Consider the following 16,168-nt stretch of genomic DNA (forward strand, 5'->3'; position numbering starts at 1 on the left):
TTGCGAACTCAGGCCAGGGCCGATCTTTCGCGTTGCGCCAGAAGCTTGTCGATGGTGAGCGGATAGTCGCGCAGGCGGATGCCGGTGGCGTTGTAGATCGCATTCGCAACCGCCGCGCCTGCGCCGCAAATACCGAGTTCCCCTACGCCCTTGGCCTTCATCGGCGAACTTTTGTCATCCAGTTCGTCAAGGAAGAACACATCCTGTTCGGGAATGTCGGCATGCACGGGGACGAGATATTCCGCCATGTCGTGATTGACGAAGAAACCGAAGCGCTTGTCGACATGCAGTTCCTCCATCAGCGCCGCGCCGACACCCATGGTCATCGCCCCGATGACCTGGCTGCGCGCTGATTTCGGGTTGAGGATGCGCCCCGCAGCGAAGGCGCCGCCCATGCGCCGCACCCGGACTTCGGCGGTATCGATATCCACCCCGACCTCGCAAAAATGAGCGCCGAAGGTTGCTTGCGCATAATCCTGCGTCAACTTGCCGAATTCGATCCGATCCTCGGCCCACATGCCCTCTTCGCCCGCCAGCGCGCCGATCGCTTGCGATTGATTGCCGAGCCGCACAAGCCCGTCTTCGAACACCGCCTCGTTCGCGGGGAAGCCTGCCTTGACGGCAAGCTTCTCACGCAGGGCGACGCACGCGGCATAAAGGCCCGCCGTCGCGCTGTTCGCGCCGAATTGACCGCCGGACCCTGCCGATTTGGGGAAGAGGCTGTCGCCCAGGCGCACCGTGACTGCCTCAATCGGCACCCCCAGCATTTCCGCAGCGGTCTGCGCCAGGATGGTGTAGCTGCCCGTGCCGATATCGGTCATGTCGGTTTCGACCACGACATGGCCACGCCCGTCGATGCCGACCCGCGCGCCCGACTTCGCAACGAGATTGTTGCGGAAGGCCGCGGCCATGCCCATGCCGACCAGCCAGCGGCCGTCCCTGACCTGGCCGGGCTGCGCCACGCGCCTTTCCCAACCGAAGCGGTCTGCACCCTGACGCAGGCATTCCACGAATTTGCGGCTTGAAAAGGGGCGCTGCGGTCCAGCTTCGGGATCATATTGCACATCGTTGCGGATGCGCAGCTCGACCGGATCGACGCCAGTTGCCTCCGCCAGTTCATCCATCGCGATTTCCAGCGCCAGCAGGCCCACCGCTTCCCCCGGCGCGCGCATGGCATTGGCTTCCGGCAAGTCGAGTTCTGCCAGACGATGGGCGGTGAGCCGATCGGTCCCGCGATAGAGCAGCCGCGTCTGCTGTGCCGCCACCTCCGGCCCGCCCCCGGGCAGATCACCCGACCAGACTTCATGGCCAATCGCGCCGATGATGCCGTCGCGGTCGGCGCCGATGCGGATACGCTGGATGGTCGCGGCGCGATGGGTCGTGTTGTTCGGGATTTGCGGGCGGGCAAGCGCCACCTTGACGGGTCGTTCCGCCGCGCGCGCGCCCAGGGCGGCGAGCAGGGCATCTGCCCGCAGGAACAGCTTTCCACCAAAGCCGCCGCCGATATAGGGGGTAACGACGCGGATCTTGTCCTTGGGGATCTTTAGCGTGGCCGCCATGTCCTCGACTGCCCAGGCCACCATCTGATTGGATGTCCACAAGGTCAGGCTGTCACCATCCCAGGCCGCCGTCGTGGCATGCGGCTCCATCATCGCATGGCTCTGGTCTGGCGTCGTGTAGCTTTGGTCCACCTTCACCGCGGCCCTTGCGAAGCCCGCTTCGAAGTTTCCGGCGGCTGTGTCGGCAGGGCCGCCAAAGCCTTCCTTTGGAACGGTGGCATGGCCGCGTTCGGCGGCAAGGTCGTAGCGGCCCTTCTCCGGACTGTAATCGATCCGCAAAAGGCGCGCGGCGTCCCGCGCATTTTCGAAACTGTCCGCGATCACCAGCGCGACCGCCTGATCATAATGTTCGATGATCGGGCCGCCCAGCAGATGGGCGGTGTTCCTGGCGCCCTTGCCCAGCGGTCCCGCATTCTGGTGCGTGACGATGGCAAGCACGCCCGGCGCGGATTGCGCCGCTCGCAGGTCCATGGCGTCGATCTTACCCTTGGCGATCGCCGATCCGACGATCCAGCCATAGGCGGCCTGAGGCGCGGCGTCATGGCGCTCATAGGCGTAGGGCGCAGTTCCGGTGACCTTGGCAGGCCCGTCGATCCGGTCGTGCGCCACGCCGACAACCCGGCCGCGATCGATGGGGTTGGTGGTGGCAGGCGTGTCGAACTTCATGGCCGCGCCTCCTTTTGCCGGAAGAGAGATGTAAGGGTGCGGGCAACAAGCTGTTGCTTGAAGGCGTTTTGCGCCGTCGGCCGAGCATCGGCCAGCGCCGCCTGCGCGACCTCTCCCGGCCCTGCCGCGGCAGCTGCATCAGCCGCCGCAACCCGCCATGGCTTGGGCGCGATGCCGCCGAAGGCGAAGCGGGAGCCGCCCTGCCCGTCAAACACTGCCGCAACCGAGACGAGGGCGAAGGCATAGGAGCTGCGATCCCGAACCTTGCGATAGATATGGGTCCCGCGAAGGGGCTGGGGCAAGGTGACCGACGTGATGAGCTCGCCCGGCTTCAGCCTATTTTCGATGTGCGGCGTATCACCCGGCAACAGGTGGAAGTCGGCAATGGGTATGGAACGACGCATACCGTCCGCTGCCACGGTGTCCACCGTGGCATCCAGCACCCGCATCGCCACGGCCATGTCAGATGGATGCTGCGCGATACAGGCATCGCTCGTGCCGACGATCGCCAGGCTTCGACTGACCCCCTTCAGCGCTCCGCACCCGCTGCCGGGCTTCCTCTTGTTGCAGGGCATGCGCGTGTCGTAGAAATAGGGGCAACGGGTGCGCTGAAGCAGATTTCCCGCGGTCGTCGCCTTGTTGCGCAGCTGGCCCGATGCTCCGGCAAGCAGCGCCCGGCTGAGCACCGCATAGTCGCGCCGGACATCCGGGTGCGCGGCCAGCGCGGTGTTGCGGACCATGGCGCCGATCCGCAAGCCGCCTTCGGGTGTGCGCTCGATCCGGTCCAGCTCCAGATGGTTGACATCGATAAGGTGCGAAGGCGTTTCGATCTGGAGCTTCATAAGGTCCAGCAAATTGGTCCCGCCCGCGATGAAGCGCCCGCCGGAAGAAGCGGCAGCCACGGCATCCTCGACGCTGGCGGCGCGGCTGTAGGTGAAGGGCTTCATGCCTCGTCCCCCGCTGCGACTTCGCGGATCGCCGCGATGATATTGGGATAGGCGGCGCAGCGGCAGATATTCCCGCTCATCCTTTCGCGCAATTCCGCATCGGACAGGACGACATGCTCCAGATCCTCCGTCGCATGGCTGGGAATGCCTGCCTCGATCTCCCCCAGGACAGCGACAGCCGAACAGATCTGGCCGGGCGTGCAATAACCGCATTGATAGCCATCATGCGTGACGAAGGCGCGCTGCATCGGATGCAGGTTTTTCGGCGTTCCCAGCCCTTCTATCGTGGTAACGGAGTCCCCTTCATGCATGACGGCCAGCGTCAGGCAGCTGTTGATCCGCTGGCCCTCGACAAGGACCGTGCAAGCGCCGCATTGGCCGTGATCGCACCCCTTCTTCGTACCTGTGAGTTGCAGATGCTCGCGCAGGGCGTCCAGCAATGTGGTGCGCGGATCCAGCTGAAGCTGAACGCGATCGCCGTTCACGGTGAACTCGACGGTGGACATGTCTCTTCCCCTGTTCGATTCCGGGGACAGCATCGCCCCCGTTTCAGCGCCCGCTACGCCCGGCAACGCCATGGCCGCTCCCCCGCCCTGCAAAACCGCACGGCGAGTCACATGATCTGGCGCCATAAGGTTGTTCCTCCTGCCATGCCCAATACGAAGCAGGATCATGGACGATCCCGCTGCGGACCAGAAAAGGTGCAGCAGCAGAGATAGGGCGAGAGCTTGCCCCAGCCAAGCCGCATTCCGGCGGCAGGGCCGCGTGCGGTCGCTGGCGGGATAAATTTCAGCCAAGGGCAAATTCTCCCTTGCCGACCTCACCAACCGCTGCTAGTTGCCCGCCTCACCCGCCGAGAGGGACTTCCTCCGGCCGCCAGAGCGGGCGTAGCTCAGGGGTAGAGCACAACCTTGCCAAGGTTGGGGTCGAGGGTTCGAATCCCTTCGCCCGCTCCAGTTTTCTCAGATAATTAAGGCGTTTACGACGGACCGCCTTGGGCGGACTTTTCGTTTTCGGCTTTCTGAGGCCGAATTGGGGTGCAGACTTCAGGATTGATGATTTGCCCTCCGCCGTCTCCGCACCCGTTGGGCGACGTCCGCTAGCTGGCGTACTCGCCACAAGCGACAGGCTGGGGTCGTCGCGAGCGTCTCCACAATTGCCTCTTCGATCGCGTCCAGCGCCGCGACGATGTCGGGAGACGGGCCGCCGATCTGGTCGGCCGCATCATCATCGTCGATCCTTCCGCCTCTCAGATCATCGGCATTCTGAGTCGGCAGGACGTGCTGAAGGTTCGCCATGTCCACCTGGGCTCTGAGCAGCTTAGGCACTGACCACGATCCTTGATGACGTTCGGCCTCTCAGGTCCGTTTTCCCAATCAGACCTGTTCTGCTTCATCGTTACTCGCCGTCCATTCGGCGATACTGTCCTGCTGGCCGATAAGCGCCAAGCCATGGGCGATGGAGGTCAACTCATCGCCGCTCGCAATATGGCTGGTGGGGAAGCGCGCCTCGAACAAGCGACGCACGGCAGGGATCAACGAAGAGCCGCCGGTCAGAAAGACATGATCTATCGCGTTCGCCCTGATCCCAGCCCGATCCAGCGCCACGTCCACCGTCGTCGCGATGCGTGCGAGGTCGGGGGCGATCCAGCTTTCGAAATCGGCGCGACTGACATCCGCCTCGACTTGCACCCCGGCGCTGTCGAAATGGAAATGCGCGTGCTCGTCGGTCGAAAGCGCCCGCTTCAACCGGCCGACCGCGTCATAGAGCGGATAGCCAAGCTCATTTTCCACCACGGCGATCATCCGGCCAATTGCCGCAGGATCGCTCGCCGCCCGCTTCAGCTTCTCCAGCTCGGCCAGGGTGCGCCGGTTGTGCATCAGCGCCAGCCGGGCCCAGTCGCCGAAATCGGCGAAATGGCCCGCCGGTATCTCCAGCACCTTGCCCATGGACGTATAGGTGCCGCCCTTGCCCAGCATCGGCAGGACCAGCTTATCCATGATGCGATAATCGAAGCGATCACCCGCTATGCCGATACCTGCGGAACCAAGCGGCGTGCAGCGTCGCGCGGCCCCCGGCGCTTCGATCCGCACGACGGAAAAATCGCTGGTGCCGCCGCCAAAATCGGCGACCAGCAGGGTGGCGGGCTCGTCCAACCGCGCGGCGAAACTGAAGGCGGCACCCAGCGGCTCATAGACATAATGGACTTCCCGTTCGAGGGCGGCGAACATGAGGTCGTATCGCTGGCGGGCAAGCGCGCTGTCCGGGCGCTGCCCCGCATAGCGCACCGGGCGGCCCACGACGACGCGCGACGGCAGATCCTTCAATGCGTCGGCGGCGTGCGCCCGTAAGCGATCAAGAAACACATGACCCAGTTCCTCGAAACGCAGCCGCTTTTCAAAGATGGTGGCATGTTCGAACGCCTTGCTCGCCGCGACGGATTTGAAGGATTGCAGGAAGCGGCTGCCTTGGGGAAATTCCAGGAATTCGGCGATGGCCCACGGCCCGGCTTCCTTTGCGACGCCACCGGCCGCGGCATCATCCTCCCAGAAGCACAGCGCGGAGCGGAAGATGGAGCCGCTGTTGCCAGGCGCCGGATAGCCCACCATGGTCGCCTCGCCATCCACGCCGCCGAGTGCAACGACCGAATTAGTGGTGCCGAAATCGATGCCGGCCGACCGAGCGAGCGAAGTCATGATTGCTGTCCATGCGATAGTAGGGATGAAGCGGGCGGGCGGCTATTGCAGGCATGGGCGCGCGGCGCAACCAGCCGTCTGCACAGGTGCCTTCATCGGCAACGTCTCAGACATTGTCGAAGGCTCTCCCTTTTTCAGGCGATCGCCTCTACATCCGCTGGATGCCCCAGATCCTCATTGATGCTGATGCTTGTCCGGTAAAGGATGAGACCTACAAAGTCGCGTGGCGATACGACGTGCCTGTCATCGTCGTCAGCAACAGTCCCATTCGCATACCGGCACATCCGCTCATCTCGCGCGTGGTGGTGAGTGACGGATTTGATGCAGCGGACGATTGGATCGTGGAGCATGTGGATGCAGGCTCTGTCGTGATAACCGCAGACATATTGCTGGCCGACCGATGTCTGAAGGCCGGATGCGGGGCGGTGATCGCGCCAACAGGAAGGCCATTCACCAGCGCTTCCATCGGCAATGCCGTTGCGACGCGGGCCATCATGGCGGATTTACGCGCGGGAGCGGTGGGTGATAGTCTTGGTGGACCAGCGCCGTTCGCCAAGGCGGATCGGTCTCGCTTTCTCTCCATCCTGGATCAGACGGTGGTCCGGCTCAAGCGGTGAACCTGGGCGCTGACCAACAACTTATCGAACGCGAGCCGCGCACATCCATCGCGCTGGTTCACAGAGTTTGAACAAGCTCTACAGGGACGCCCTGATCTGTGCTTATCACCGCCATGCGGACTCCGGCATCGACATAATCTTTCGCCTCCATAATGACCGTCGCATGCGCTGCTGTTGCTGCCACGACGGCCTCATCAACATTGATTCCCGCGATCTGGATGGTCGCTCCCGTAGCAACATTTGACCGATCGCAAAGCTGAATGAATTTCAGCATCGGTCCTTTCCGACCTCCCAAGGTCATGACAATTTCCTCGAACGCATCACCCGGCTTGCCACCATAACGATGTATCACCTCGAAGCCGAAGACGGTGCCGAAGAAAGACTCGCACGCTGAAAGGTTTGACGTCTGCAACTTCACGGCCGTCAGTGCGGGCTCGTTCATGATGCTCCCCTCCTTATTATCACATCTCTCATCTCGCGGCCGGCAGATCGCCCTGATCCCTATGCTCGTCAGGCCATCTCCGGCGGCTACGCACCTGGAGGAACCACCGGGCCACCCAGGACGATCGCCTTCTGATAGGCAGGCCTCGCCTTGAACCGGGCCACATAATCGCGCAGCTGCGGATATTCGGCAAGCAGGCCGGCCGAGTCCGCCAGTTCGATGAGATATGCGAGATGAATATCGGCGATGGTGAACTCTGCACCGAGCAGCCAGGGACCATCCCCAATCCCTTCCGCGATGTAGGCCAGTGTCTTGGCACGTTCAGGAATGACAAACCTCGATAGGCCCGCCTGCAGCCCTCCCACCATCCCGCCAATCAGCGTGAGCATGATCGGGAAGGCCGCGGATCCTTCGACATAATGCAGCCACTCGTCGTGCAACGCGCGCGCGTCGGTGCCTGGCACCGGCGCCAGGCGCCCTCCTCCATGGCGGTCGTTGAGATAAGTCAGTATCGCTCCGGATTCAGCAATCGTCAGACCATCGTCCATCAAGACCGGTGCTTTGCCAAGCGGATGCACCGCGGCCAGCTCCGGCGGTGCACGAAAGCTTTCATCCCTCTGGTACATGATCATTTCGTAGGGGATGCCTAGCTCTTCGAGAGCCCAGAGAATGCGGGTTGAACGGGAATAAGCCAAATGATGGAGCGTGATCATAGACAAACCTCAATCGCAGCTGACTATTGGATTAAACTCATGTCTACGGCTTAGCCATGGTATTCAGACCGCGATCAGTTTCCGCTAGGCCAAGGCGGAGGCGCGCTGAAGGTGGCCGAAGGCAACGGAGCGGTCGTGAATGAACAAGGCAAGAAAATTCCGGGCCTGTATGCCGCGGGCCGAACGGCTGTGGGCGTCTGTTCCAACATATGTCAGCGGATGTCGGTTGCAGACTGTGTCTGTTCCGGAAGGTACGCCGCGCGATCGATTGTTCAACTCGCGCGGCGCGCCAGCACCAAGATCTTCTTCGTCAGTTTTAGTTTAGCTACTGCTGCATCGCGTACGAGCGACGATCTGACGGCACACATCCCCTGGGGTAACCTCTTCAAGCCATTCCCGCAGCATGTTCTCGATCCAGACCACCGCGCTATAAAAGCCGCTTTCCAGCAGGCGAGGATCAGTTCGGCATTCAAGTGATACCAAATATTCCTCGGGAAAATAGTCCAGTGCATCCGAAAGGATGGTGACGAACATGAAAATAGCCGTCGAAAAAATCGACGCCTTATATTGAAAATATAGTTCTTCTTTGTCGATCGGCGGGCACCCTTGGGCAGCGCATTCCTCGATGAAAATGGCGATCACGCGCTGGACCAAGCCGAGATGCTTGTCAGGCTCTGGCATCATGAGCATACCGCTCAGCGCTTGAGCGATGCTCGCCTGCCCTGCCCCGCCCCAATCGAGTATTCCTGCTTGGAGCAGGCCGTTCTCATCGCGCCAAAACCAAGCGTTATCGATGTTCAGGTTGATGTGACACAGACCGGTATAGTCGGGATTGGACAGCATATAGGCGAGCAGCTTGTCCTTATGCTCCAGTCCAAACAGCACGTCTTCGCGCCACTTCTTAAGGAATTCCGGCTTTGTCACCGCCGGTGAAAAGATCTGGGGGGCAACGCGTCCGATAAAGTCGATCAGTCGATCAAGCCGCGGTTCGGGATTCTCGATGCGCTGGAAATCCGGCGCAGCCTTGCCGAAGGGAAAGATGGCCTCGATATCATATCCCAGGCCGCCTCGTTTATGTGCGGCGACCAGACGGGCGAGGTTGCGCGTCAGAACTTCATAATGTTCCTCCACGCTGGGCACCTCATGGTCATACCCCTTGCGATAGGCGGGCTCCACAGGATCGATCCCGAAGGGAACCCGCTCGGTTATCAGAATATAGTTGCCGGTGTAGGAGCTGTAGTCGCCGAAATAATAACGGGTAACAGTAACGGGGAGCTGCCGTTCCCGGGAAAGGCGTCCTAATTCGATTTCGCCATTGGACAGCCGAAGCAATCCATATTTATGATGCACGTCACTTGGGGGAAATTTCACGAATAGTTCGGTCTGCAAGCCCGGCTCGTCACGCGCATAGGACACGGTCAGGAGGCCGTTTTCCGAGGCGCCACGAATATCCAACTTGTCGAGAGCGACGATAGCGGTGACCTGATTGTCCCGCGACAAGACTTCGGCAACGTGGAACGCGGCAGTCAGGAAGGCGGGGCCAGCCTTGCGCAGTCCCGCTAGATCGATGGGGAATTCCAAGCCATAATGGTCACCCGGCGTGATGCACAGATGCCGTTCAAGAAAGTCATCATAACTTAAGGCTGTCTTCGAGAAAGGCACGGCGGCACCAAGCGCCTCGGCATCCACCCAACCATTGGGGCTGGCGATGCGGACCCGCTCCCGTCCGCTATCATCTCTCGCCTTCTCCGCGCAGACAACCATCGTGCCAAGAGGCAGATGATGAAGCTGGGCGCTGTCATGCGCTGCATGTGCTGTGACCACTGCGCCGTCATTAGCCACAATCGGGCATCGCGCGCCAAGCGACACTGCAATCTCGTCAACAGTCGGCACACTTCTCTCCAAGCTTCGTCCGCAGCCACCATGCGATGCTCACACACGCCGCCATATTACAGTAAACCGTGCATTTAAGCAAAGTAGCCAATAAGGCAGATCAATTGCCACCGCCGAGGCGCTCACCTTTGGTAGCGAGAAATTCGACAATCACGACCTGACAAAACCCCTGAAGCCGTCCGCGGCCGCTTCCTTGTTGAGCCAGGCGAACCGGGGAAGCCGCCCTCAGGCGGCTTCGTCCATGGCGTCAGCTGGGATGTTGGTGGGGCCGCCAATGTCATAGACGCGGGCGAGCAGGCCTACGAAGCTGTTGTCGTTCATCGGATCGGTCGGCACTTCGAACTGGACGCCACGCTTCTTCATGTCGTCGATCAGCATGTTGATCGCCAGTTCATGCGTGATGTCGTCACGATGATCATAGGTCAGCCGGAAATCATCCATGTCCTTGAACAGGCGTGCGCCCCAATGGACCAGGAAGCGCATTTCCTGCTCAGGCACCTTCTGGTTGACCTCTCCAAAGGTTTCGATCTGCCAGCCGGTCGGGTCCTGCGGGTCGGCGCCAAAGGTCGAGCTGATGTCCATGCCCTGCGGCTTGCGCAGTGCGACGGGGCCCGTAGCCTGACCGTGATGGAACATCATTTCGTTCTCCACGACCACCGCGCGGCCCCACATCGGCGCGTTGATCTGGAACGGCTCGCCGCTCGGACCATTGGGCCAGCAGTTGAAGCCGCCGCCAATCTTGCCATTATAATACCAGGCGATGACCTGGCCCTTCTTCGAACGCCAGCGATCGAACAGGCAGGACTTCGCCATGGTCAGCAGTAGCCACAGCGGGGTATTCTCCATCGTCAGGCCACGGAAAACCGTGCCGTCCAGATGCGGAGGGCCGCCGATTGGGGTCGGACCCTGAATATTGAAGAGGAAAGTTTCCGGCTCCGCATACTGGCAGTCCCAATAGTTGCGGACCAGCTCAAGGAAGCGGGAATTATAGTAGCAATCCTCGATCTCCGGGTAGAAACAGGTGCCCCCCTTGGCCAGATAGCCGCGAAATACCGGATTGAGGCCGATCATGTCCCAGGTCAGCTTGACACCTTCGGGAATGGTGCCGGATGTCGTCGCGATCACCTCTTCTGGCGTTTTGAAATTTTCGGCCATGATCAACGGCCAAGGACCATTATCCCGCACGACCTGCAAAAGTCTTGCGTGCTGATCGTTGCTATAGGCGTCGTCGATCAGATGGGGCGGAGCGACCGGACGGAAGTTTTCGGCGAGATCGCGAAGCATAACTGTGTCTCCAATTTCTTGCAACTGTCATCGCATAGGAATGAGGGTGGCCGGCCTGTAGGCACCAAAGCCACCCTAAGCGGATCAAATCGTCAGCGTTTCCATTTCACGCTGTGTGGCCGGAGCGTCGCCGTCCTTGCGCGTCACGTTGAAATCCTCTTCACGTGGGCTACGCAGATCGTGCCAGATGCGCGAGTTATGGCGTGGGACCGCGAGGATGACCTTCTTTTGCCCGTCACCGCCCTTGTCCCGATAATAGCCATGGGCGCTGCCACATTGCACCCAAGCGGTTTTCGCCAAGTTCGTATCGACATCGTCTATGAAGGCGTCCGTTGCCTGCTGAGAAACGTCAAAGGACGACAGATGATCGTCCACCATCCATTGCAGCAGTTCGACGATGTAATGGACCTGCTGCTCACTGACGACCGCATGGTTGGCGACCAGATAGCTGTAGGGAGCGCCCATGAAGACGAAATTGGGGAAGCCGGTGATCAACATGCCTTCATAGGAGAAGGGATGCGGATCGAACGCGTCCTTCAGCGTTTTCCCGCCAGTGCCGCGAATGTCGAACTGCCGTCCGAAATGCAGATTGTAGCCGGTCGAGAGCAGCAGCACGTCGCATTCGATCCGCGTACCATCCGCCAGGATGACCGCGTTCGCATCGGCCTCCGCCAATTCGCCGCGCACGATCGACACATTGGGCTTCTTCAGCGTATCGTAAAATCCGCAATCCAGGATCGGACGCTTGGCGAAGACCGGGAAGTTGGGCGTCAGCAGTTCTACCATTTCCGGATCGTCGGGGAAATGGCTCTTCAGATAGCCTTCGCACATCATCCGCATGCCATCGTTGATCGGACCGAAGCCGCCGGTCTTCGCGGCATAGTCCTCGTCCTTCATGATCATGCCATGCATGTCGCGCATCTGGCTGTGCAGGCTCTGCAACCGCTTCCACTGCGCCAGGAAGGGCACATGCTCCATGGCCCAGCGCTCCAGTTCCGCCACCGGCGCATGCGCCTGCGGATTAGGGATGATGTGTTCGGGCTGGCGCTGGACGATGATCAGCTCGCCGACCTTGTCGGCGATCGCGGTCGCCACCTGCACGCCGGAACAGCCGGTGCCGACCAGCACGACCTTCTTGCCGGCAAGGTCGACGCTATGATCCCAGGCGGCCGAATGGATCACGGGACCTTTGAACGAGTCCAGATTCTTGACCTTGGGATAGTTGGGATTGTTGTTCGGCCCCACCGCCATGATGAGGACGTTGCACTCATAAGTTTCGGGCTTGCCGTTCCGTACCGCCTTCACGGTCCAGATCTTGCGTGCCTCGTCCCACTCCGCGCCTTCGACCCAGGTTCCGAACTGGATACGATCACGCAGATTATATTTGTCGGTGACGCGGTCGAGGTAAGATAGGAATTCGGGGCCGCGCGGATAGAATTGGGTCCAGGACGCATTGGGTTCGAAGGAAAAGGAATAGATGCGGCTCGGTGTATCGACCGCAGCGCCCGGATAGGTGTTGGTCAACCAGTTGCCGCCAACCGTGTCCATCGCTTCCAGCACCGTGAAGTCGAAACCTGCCTGCTGCAGCTTGATCGCGGCGTTGATACCCATCATTCCCGCGCCGACCACGATCACCTTGAAATCGGCAGGCGGCACGTCCGCCGCCTTGCGCACGCGCGTGTCGGTGGTGAAGCCGGCATGCTGGAAAGCAACATCCACGGACATTTCCGGCAGGTCCTGACCCAGCAGCAGACGGCTCATCCGCTTGAACATCGGCCGGTCCAGCTGCGGCATGACCGGCGGCTTGCCCGACTTCACCGCGAGGCGCAGGCGATCGCGAATTTCGGCGGCGATCGCCGGATCAATGGTCGGCCGCTCTTCATGCGCGTGGATATCCACGAACGTCTCGATCAGCTCTTCCTGTCGTCCGTCGATCGCATCCCAATAATGATGCAGCAACGTACGGTCGCCGGTGATCTGGATCAGCGCCATCAGCGCCATGGTGGGGTCAAGCGCGTCGATCGCGGCATGTATCCGAGAATCATTATTAGTGGCCGGGGCGTGCATCCTGTCTCTCCTGAATGTCCTCGTTCGCAGAACTCAATTTAAATTGAATTACACTTCCATGTGTAAATCGTCAATGGTGGCAGGCTTGCTATTTGCGCCTTTGCTGCGCAACGAGGCTGGATATGGACGGACAGAGCATCAAGAGGCGGGCAGGCCGCCCAACGCCAGAGGTGGCCGAACAGAAGCGCAACAACCTGATCCTGGTTGCGCTCAATGAATTTGCACGGACTGGATTTCATGCTGCGTCGCTGCGCGACATTGCCGAAAAGGCTCAGGTGTCGAGCCGCACGCTCTACAATCACTTCCCTGACAAGCTCGCCCTGTTCGAAGCCTGCCTCGAACATTCTGGTGCGCAGATCCGGCCGGAACTCCCCGATCTGAAGGGCGACCTCCACACGCAGCTCATCACCTACGCCACCGAAATGCAGCGGCAGCTATTTTCGACGCAAAGCACTCAAATGGCACGGCTGATTTACCGGGAGAGCAGCGAATTCGACGAACTGCGCAAGATCGCTCGCCTGCAGTTTGAACGGCATCAGGTCAGCCCTGTCGCTCGACTCCTGGAGGCGGAAGGCGTCGATCCGGCAGAGAGCCACCCTTTGGCCAAGCAATTCGTCGTCATGGCTCTTGGCGAGTGGCAGAGGCGATTGCTGTTCGGGGGAGAGTTGATGACGGATGAAGAAATGGCTGGGCACGCAAAGCTCGTAACCAACATATTCTTAAACGGTATCACAAGTCGCATCTCGTAATTGGCTGGCGTCCGGCCTAGGCAGGCTTGGGAAAATTGACTGCTTCCGCTTCTATGCAGGCGCTGAACAAGCCAAGCTTATCTGTAAAATGATTATAGAGCGTCCCGACTTGTTGATATCGCCGCGGTCTTCCACTTCCTTGTTCTTGGTCGGTTGCATCTCCCCAAGCTGGTAATGGCGGACACATTCAAGGCACTGGCGCAGCGCCGATAGCGGCTTCAACAGAGCGAGATTTGCATTTTGAAGCGCCGCAATCTAACGCTCCTTGCCATAAAGAAACTCAAGACCGCCTTTTAGACGGTTTGCTGGCGTTTCAGGGCATTAGGAACAAATGGTGCCCGGGGACGGAGTCGAACCGCCGACACTGCGATTTTCAGTCGCATGCTCTACCAACTGAGCTACCCGGGCACGGGCGCCGGGGAGAACCACCGGCGACGTTGAGAGGCGTGCCTATAGGCATCAATCCAGGGGGTTGTCCACCCCATCATCGTCGCTTTTTTTCATCTCGTCGGCGGCGGGGGTTCCGGGGACCCGATAGCCTTCGCCCAGCCATTGCAAAAGGTCACGATCGCGACATGGCTTTCCGCAGAAAGGCCGCGTGTCCGGATGTGAAGCTTGGCCGCAGATCGGGCAGGAGGATGATTTAGGCGACATGGCCGGCCGATATGGCAAGCGCGGGGTCCGCCTTCAAGCTGACGGCCCCGCCACGGCGGCGAGCGAGTTGCTCCAGCCAGTCGGTGGCTTTGTAAAGGCGGTCGATGATGGCGGGCGCGGCGGTGATCGTCACCGGTCCGCCATTGCCCTCTCGCTCGGCACGGCGGAGCAATGCGAGGGAGGCGGTTTCGATCGGATCAGCCCGCAGCAACTCCATGAGGTTCATCCGCTCCCGGCGTCGGATGATCTGGACGAACCCGAAGCCGTTCACCGCAGTGCGTTCGAAAGGAAGGGGCAGATATTTGTCGATCTGCGCTGAGGCGACAGCGCGCTCATCCTTGTTGTTCATGGTGGGCAAATCGATGCCGATCGATCCGGTCAGGCCCATGCGGCGGATCGCCTGTGCGGCGAGCTTCGCACCTTTTGGACCGAGCTTGGCGGGGGGCAGCGATCCGTCCACGTCGATCAGGATCATGGCAGGCGTCGGGAAGATGCGGAGCGCCGATTCCTCGGTGCCGATCTCGCCGGACATCGCCTCTTCCATGAGCTCGCTCCAGCCATGGGCTTCGAAGCGGTCCTCCTCATGCGCGGGGCACGGGATGACCGGAATGCCGGTTGCACGCAGACGCTGGAGCAGGCTGGGGGCGGGATGCACCTTGGAGCCCGGCTGCGCGATGCGCGCCTTGGCGAGCTTGGAGCGGCCGTCCTCGGGAATGGCTTCGCGCAGAATTTCGAGGAGAACAGTCGCTCCCTCCGCAGTTTTTGGCGGGATGGGCTCGACCAGCACTTCCTCGCCCGAGATCAGGCGGGCGATGCCGCGCTTCTTGGGAATGATCGTCCGGACGAGCTTGCCCTGCATCACCGCGCCGGCGCGGGCGCCATCGCCCTCACGCTCGATCTCCGCTTCGACCAGACGGCCCTTTTCGATCAGCGCGGCGCGGGCCTCGCCAATCCCTTCTTCATAGAGCCATTCGGCCATCACTATATTCCTGCTGGTCGGGATTGCTGAGCCGGGACATGTGCCATTTCCCTCGCCATCCCTTTAGTCCAATGGATAGCCCGCGGCTTTCAGCAGCGCGCGGGTTTCGTAAAGGGGCAGACCCATGATCGCGCTATGGCTGCCCTGTATCGCGCGGATAAGTCCGGCAGCACGACCCTGGATAGCGTAGCCGCCTGCCTTGCCCTGCCATTCTTCGCTGACGATATAGGCGTCGATTTCGGCCTGCTCCAGACGTTTGAAGGTGACGATATTGGTCGAGAGGCGATGCCTTGCCCTTCCCTCGCCATCGATGAGCGTGATGGCGCTCAGCACACGGTGGCGGCGGCCGGAGAGCAACGAAAGACAGGCGCGCGCCTCATCCTCCGCCTCTGCCTTGGGCAAAATGCGGCGGCCTGCTGCGACCACCGTATCGCCCGAAAGCACGAGCGCGCCGGGATGGCGGGCAGCGACAAGCGCCGCCTTTTCAGCCGCCACGCGCGTAGCGTACGGGCCGGGAAGTTCGCCTTTCAACGGGGTTTCATCGACATCGGCGGGGTCCACCATATCAGGACGCACGCCGATCTGACCCAGAAGTTCACACCGTCTAGGCGAAGCCGAAGCAAGGATGAGCCGCATCGAAAAAGCGGCTTATTTGAAGCGGTAAGTGATCCGACCCTTGGTCAGGTCGTAGGGGGTCAGTTCGACCAGCACTTCGTCGCCCACCAGCACGCGGATGCGGTTTTTCCGCATCTTGCCAGCCGTGTGGCCAAGGATCTCGTGATCATTTTCAAGCCGGACGCGAAACATGGCGTTGGGGAGAAGCTCCACAACCTGTCCGCGCATTTCAAGCAGTTCTTCTTTTGCCATAATATCCTGGGGAAACCGAAAATCGCGCCGCCATA

General features: G+C 60.8%; 16 protein-coding genes and 2 tRNA genes. 3 read left to right on the forward strand and 15 right to left on the reverse strand.

Going from position 1 to position 16,168, the window contains the following annotated elements:
- Positions 1-8 precede the first annotated feature (8 nt).
- From paoC to paoA, 3 genes are read right to left on the reverse strand one after another with little or no spacing between them, the layout of a single operon-like run.
- A complete protein-coding gene (paoC, locus tag SPHS8_RS12705) occupies positions 9-2,225 on the reverse strand; it encodes an aldehyde oxidoreductase molybdenum-binding subunit PaoC (protein ID WP_201515823.1) in 2,217 nt (738 codons plus the stop codon).
- Positions 2,222-3,172, reverse strand: coding sequence for an FAD binding domain-containing protein (locus SPHS8_RS12710; RefSeq protein ID WP_201515824.1), 951 nt, complete (start codon positions 3,170-3,172; stop codon positions 2,222-2,224). The genes paoC and SPHS8_RS12710 overlap by 4 nt, the downstream gene beginning before the upstream one ends.
- On the reverse strand, positions 3,169-3,804 hold the full coding sequence (gene paoA / locus SPHS8_RS12715; protein WP_097092922.1) for an aldehyde dehydrogenase iron-sulfur subunit PaoA: 636 nt from the start codon (positions 3,802-3,804) through the stop codon (positions 3,169-3,171). Before paoA ends, SPHS8_RS12710 begins: the two co-directional genes overlap by 4 nt.
- A gap of 249 nt (positions 3,805-4,053) precedes the next feature.
- Between paoA and SPHS8_RS12720 the strand changes: the two genes are divergently transcribed.
- Positions 4,054-4,128: transfer RNA gene (locus SPHS8_RS12720), tRNA-Gly, on the forward strand.
- Between the two features lie 90 nt (positions 4,129-4,218).
- On the opposite strand, the gene SPHS8_RS12725 is transcribed toward SPHS8_RS12720, so the two are convergent.
- The gene (locus SPHS8_RS12725; protein ID WP_201515825.1) at positions 4,219-4,500 is read right to left on the reverse strand and encodes a hypothetical protein; all 282 of its coding nucleotides are present in this window, start codon (positions 4,498-4,500) and stop codon (positions 4,219-4,221) included.
- A gap of 48 nt (positions 4,501-4,548) precedes the next feature.
- Complete coding sequence (locus SPHS8_RS12730) at positions 4,549-5,868, reverse strand: Hsp70 family protein (RefSeq protein WP_201515826.1); 1,320 nt, start codon at positions 5,866-5,868, stop codon at positions 4,549-4,551.
- A gap of 161 nt (positions 5,869-6,029) precedes the next feature.
- Between SPHS8_RS12730 and SPHS8_RS12735 the strand changes: the two genes are divergently transcribed.
- The gene (locus tag SPHS8_RS12735) at positions 6,030-6,485 is read left to right on the forward strand and encodes a YaiI/YqxD family protein (protein WP_201515934.1); all 456 of its coding nucleotides are present in this window, start codon (positions 6,030-6,032) and stop codon (positions 6,483-6,485) included.
- Between the two features lie 58 nt (positions 6,486-6,543).
- On the opposite strand, the gene SPHS8_RS12740 is transcribed toward SPHS8_RS12735, so the two are convergent.
- The 5 genes from SPHS8_RS12740 to SPHS8_RS12760 form a co-directional block, all read right to left on the reverse strand.
- The gene (locus SPHS8_RS12740) at positions 6,544-6,927 is read right to left on the reverse strand and encodes a hypothetical protein (RefSeq protein ID WP_201515827.1); all 384 of its coding nucleotides are present in this window, start codon (positions 6,925-6,927) and stop codon (positions 6,544-6,546) included.
- An 86-nt stretch (positions 6,928-7,013) separates the two neighbouring features.
- Entirely contained in the window at positions 7,014-7,640 is a 627-nt protein-coding gene (locus SPHS8_RS12745; protein ID WP_201515828.1) for a glutathione S-transferase family protein, read from the reverse strand.
- A gap of 321 nt (positions 7,641-7,961) precedes the next feature.
- Positions 7,962-9,533: a hypothetical protein gene (locus SPHS8_RS12750; RefSeq protein WP_201515829.1), complete on the reverse strand. Its 1,572-nt coding sequence runs from the start codon at positions 9,531-9,533 to the stop codon at positions 7,962-7,964.
- A gap of 225 nt (positions 9,534-9,758) precedes the next feature.
- On the reverse strand, positions 9,759-10,817 hold the full coding sequence (locus tag SPHS8_RS12755; protein WP_201515830.1) for a hypothetical protein: 1,059 nt from the start codon (positions 10,815-10,817) through the stop codon (positions 9,759-9,761).
- An 84-nt stretch (positions 10,818-10,901) separates the two neighbouring features.
- A complete protein-coding gene (locus tag SPHS8_RS12760) occupies positions 10,902-12,884 on the reverse strand; it encodes a flavin-containing monooxygenase (protein WP_201515831.1) in 1,983 nt (660 codons plus the stop codon).
- 122 nt (positions 12,885-13,006) lie between these two features.
- Between SPHS8_RS12760 and SPHS8_RS12765 the strand changes: the two genes are divergently transcribed.
- Positions 13,007-13,633 carry a TetR/AcrR family transcriptional regulator gene (locus SPHS8_RS12765; RefSeq protein WP_097092512.1) on the forward strand — a complete coding sequence of 209 codons (627 nt, stop codon included), beginning with the start codon at positions 13,007-13,009 and terminating at the stop codon, positions 13,631-13,633.
- 332 nt (positions 13,634-13,965) lie between these two features.
- Here the strand turns inward: SPHS8_RS12765 and SPHS8_RS12770 are convergent.
- From SPHS8_RS12770 to infA, 5 genes are all read right to left on the reverse strand, one after another.
- Positions 13,966-14,041, reverse strand: a tRNA-Phe gene (locus SPHS8_RS12770).
- A 51-nt stretch (positions 14,042-14,092) separates the two neighbouring features.
- Positions 14,093-14,287, reverse strand: a complete 195-nt coding sequence (locus tag SPHS8_RS12775) for a DNA gyrase inhibitor YacG (RefSeq protein WP_097092527.1) — start codon at positions 14,285-14,287, stop codon at positions 14,093-14,095.
- On the reverse strand, positions 14,277-15,266 hold the full coding sequence (locus SPHS8_RS12780) for a ribonuclease (protein ID WP_201515832.1): 990 nt from the start codon (positions 15,264-15,266) through the stop codon (positions 14,277-14,279). Before SPHS8_RS12780 ends, SPHS8_RS12775 begins: the two co-directional genes overlap by 11 nt.
- A gap of 63 nt (positions 15,267-15,329) precedes the next feature.
- Positions 15,330-15,902, reverse strand: coding sequence for a Maf family protein (locus SPHS8_RS12785; RefSeq protein ID WP_201515833.1), 573 nt, complete (start codon positions 15,900-15,902; stop codon positions 15,330-15,332).
- 12 nt (positions 15,903-15,914) lie between these two features.
- Complete coding sequence (gene infA, locus SPHS8_RS12790) at positions 15,915-16,133, reverse strand: translation initiation factor IF-1 (RefSeq protein WP_003049127.1); 219 nt, start codon at positions 16,131-16,133, stop codon at positions 15,915-15,917.
- Between the last annotated feature and the right edge of the window lie 35 nt (positions 16,134-16,168).

Origin of the sequence: Sphingobium sp. S6 (genome assembly GCF_905120495.1) — a bacterium.
Taxonomy (GTDB): Bacteria; Pseudomonadota; Alphaproteobacteria; order Sphingomonadales; family Sphingomonadaceae; genus Sphingobium; species Sphingobium agri.

Coding starts and splice junctions, on each gene's coding strand:
- SPHS8_RS12735 (WP_201515934.1), top strand. CDS start 6,030: ATGCCCCAGATCCTCATTGATGCTGATGCTTGTCCGGTAAAGGATGAG.
- paoC (WP_201515823.1), bottom strand. CDS start 2,225: ATGAAGTTCGACACGCCTGCCACCACCAACCCCATCGATCGCGGCCGG.
- SPHS8_RS12780 (WP_201515832.1), bottom strand. CDS start 15,266: ATGGCCGAATGGCTCTATGAAGAAGGGATTGGCGAGGCCCGCGCCGCG.
- SPHS8_RS12785 (WP_201515833.1), bottom strand. CDS start 15,902: ATGCGGCTCATCCTTGCTTCGGCTTCGCCTAGACGGTGTGAACTTCTG.
- SPHS8_RS12730 (WP_201515826.1), bottom strand. CDS start 5,868: ATGACTTCGCTCGCTCGGTCGGCCGGCATCGATTTCGGCACCACTAAT.
- SPHS8_RS12765 (WP_097092512.1), top strand. CDS start 13,007: ATGGACGGACAGAGCATCAAGAGGCGGGCAGGCCGCCCAACGCCAGAG.
- SPHS8_RS12775 (WP_097092527.1), bottom strand. CDS start 14,287: ATGTCGCCTAAATCATCCTCCTGCCCGATCTGCGGCCAAGCTTCACAT.
- infA (WP_003049127.1), bottom strand. CDS start 16,133: ATGGCAAAAGAAGAACTGCTTGAAATGCGCGGACAGGTTGTGGAGCTT.
- paoA (WP_097092922.1), bottom strand. CDS start 3,804: ATGGCGCCAGATCATGTGACTCGCCGTGCGGTTTTGCAGGGCGGGGGA.
- SPHS8_RS12710 (WP_201515824.1), bottom strand. CDS start 3,172: ATGAAGCCCTTCACCTACAGCCGCGCCGCCAGCGTCGAGGATGCCGTG.
- SPHS8_RS12740 (WP_201515827.1), bottom strand. CDS start 6,927: ATGAACGAGCCCGCACTGACGGCCGTGAAGTTGCAGACGTCAAACCTT.
- SPHS8_RS12745 (WP_201515828.1), bottom strand. CDS start 7,640: ATGATCACGCTCCATCATTTGGCTTATTCCCGTTCAACCCGCATTCTC.
- SPHS8_RS12760 (WP_201515831.1), bottom strand. CDS start 12,884: ATGCACGCCCCGGCCACTAATAATGATTCTCGGATACATGCCGCGATC.
- SPHS8_RS12755 (WP_201515830.1), bottom strand. CDS start 10,817: ATGCTTCGCGATCTCGCCGAAAACTTCCGTCCGGTCGCTCCGCCCCAT.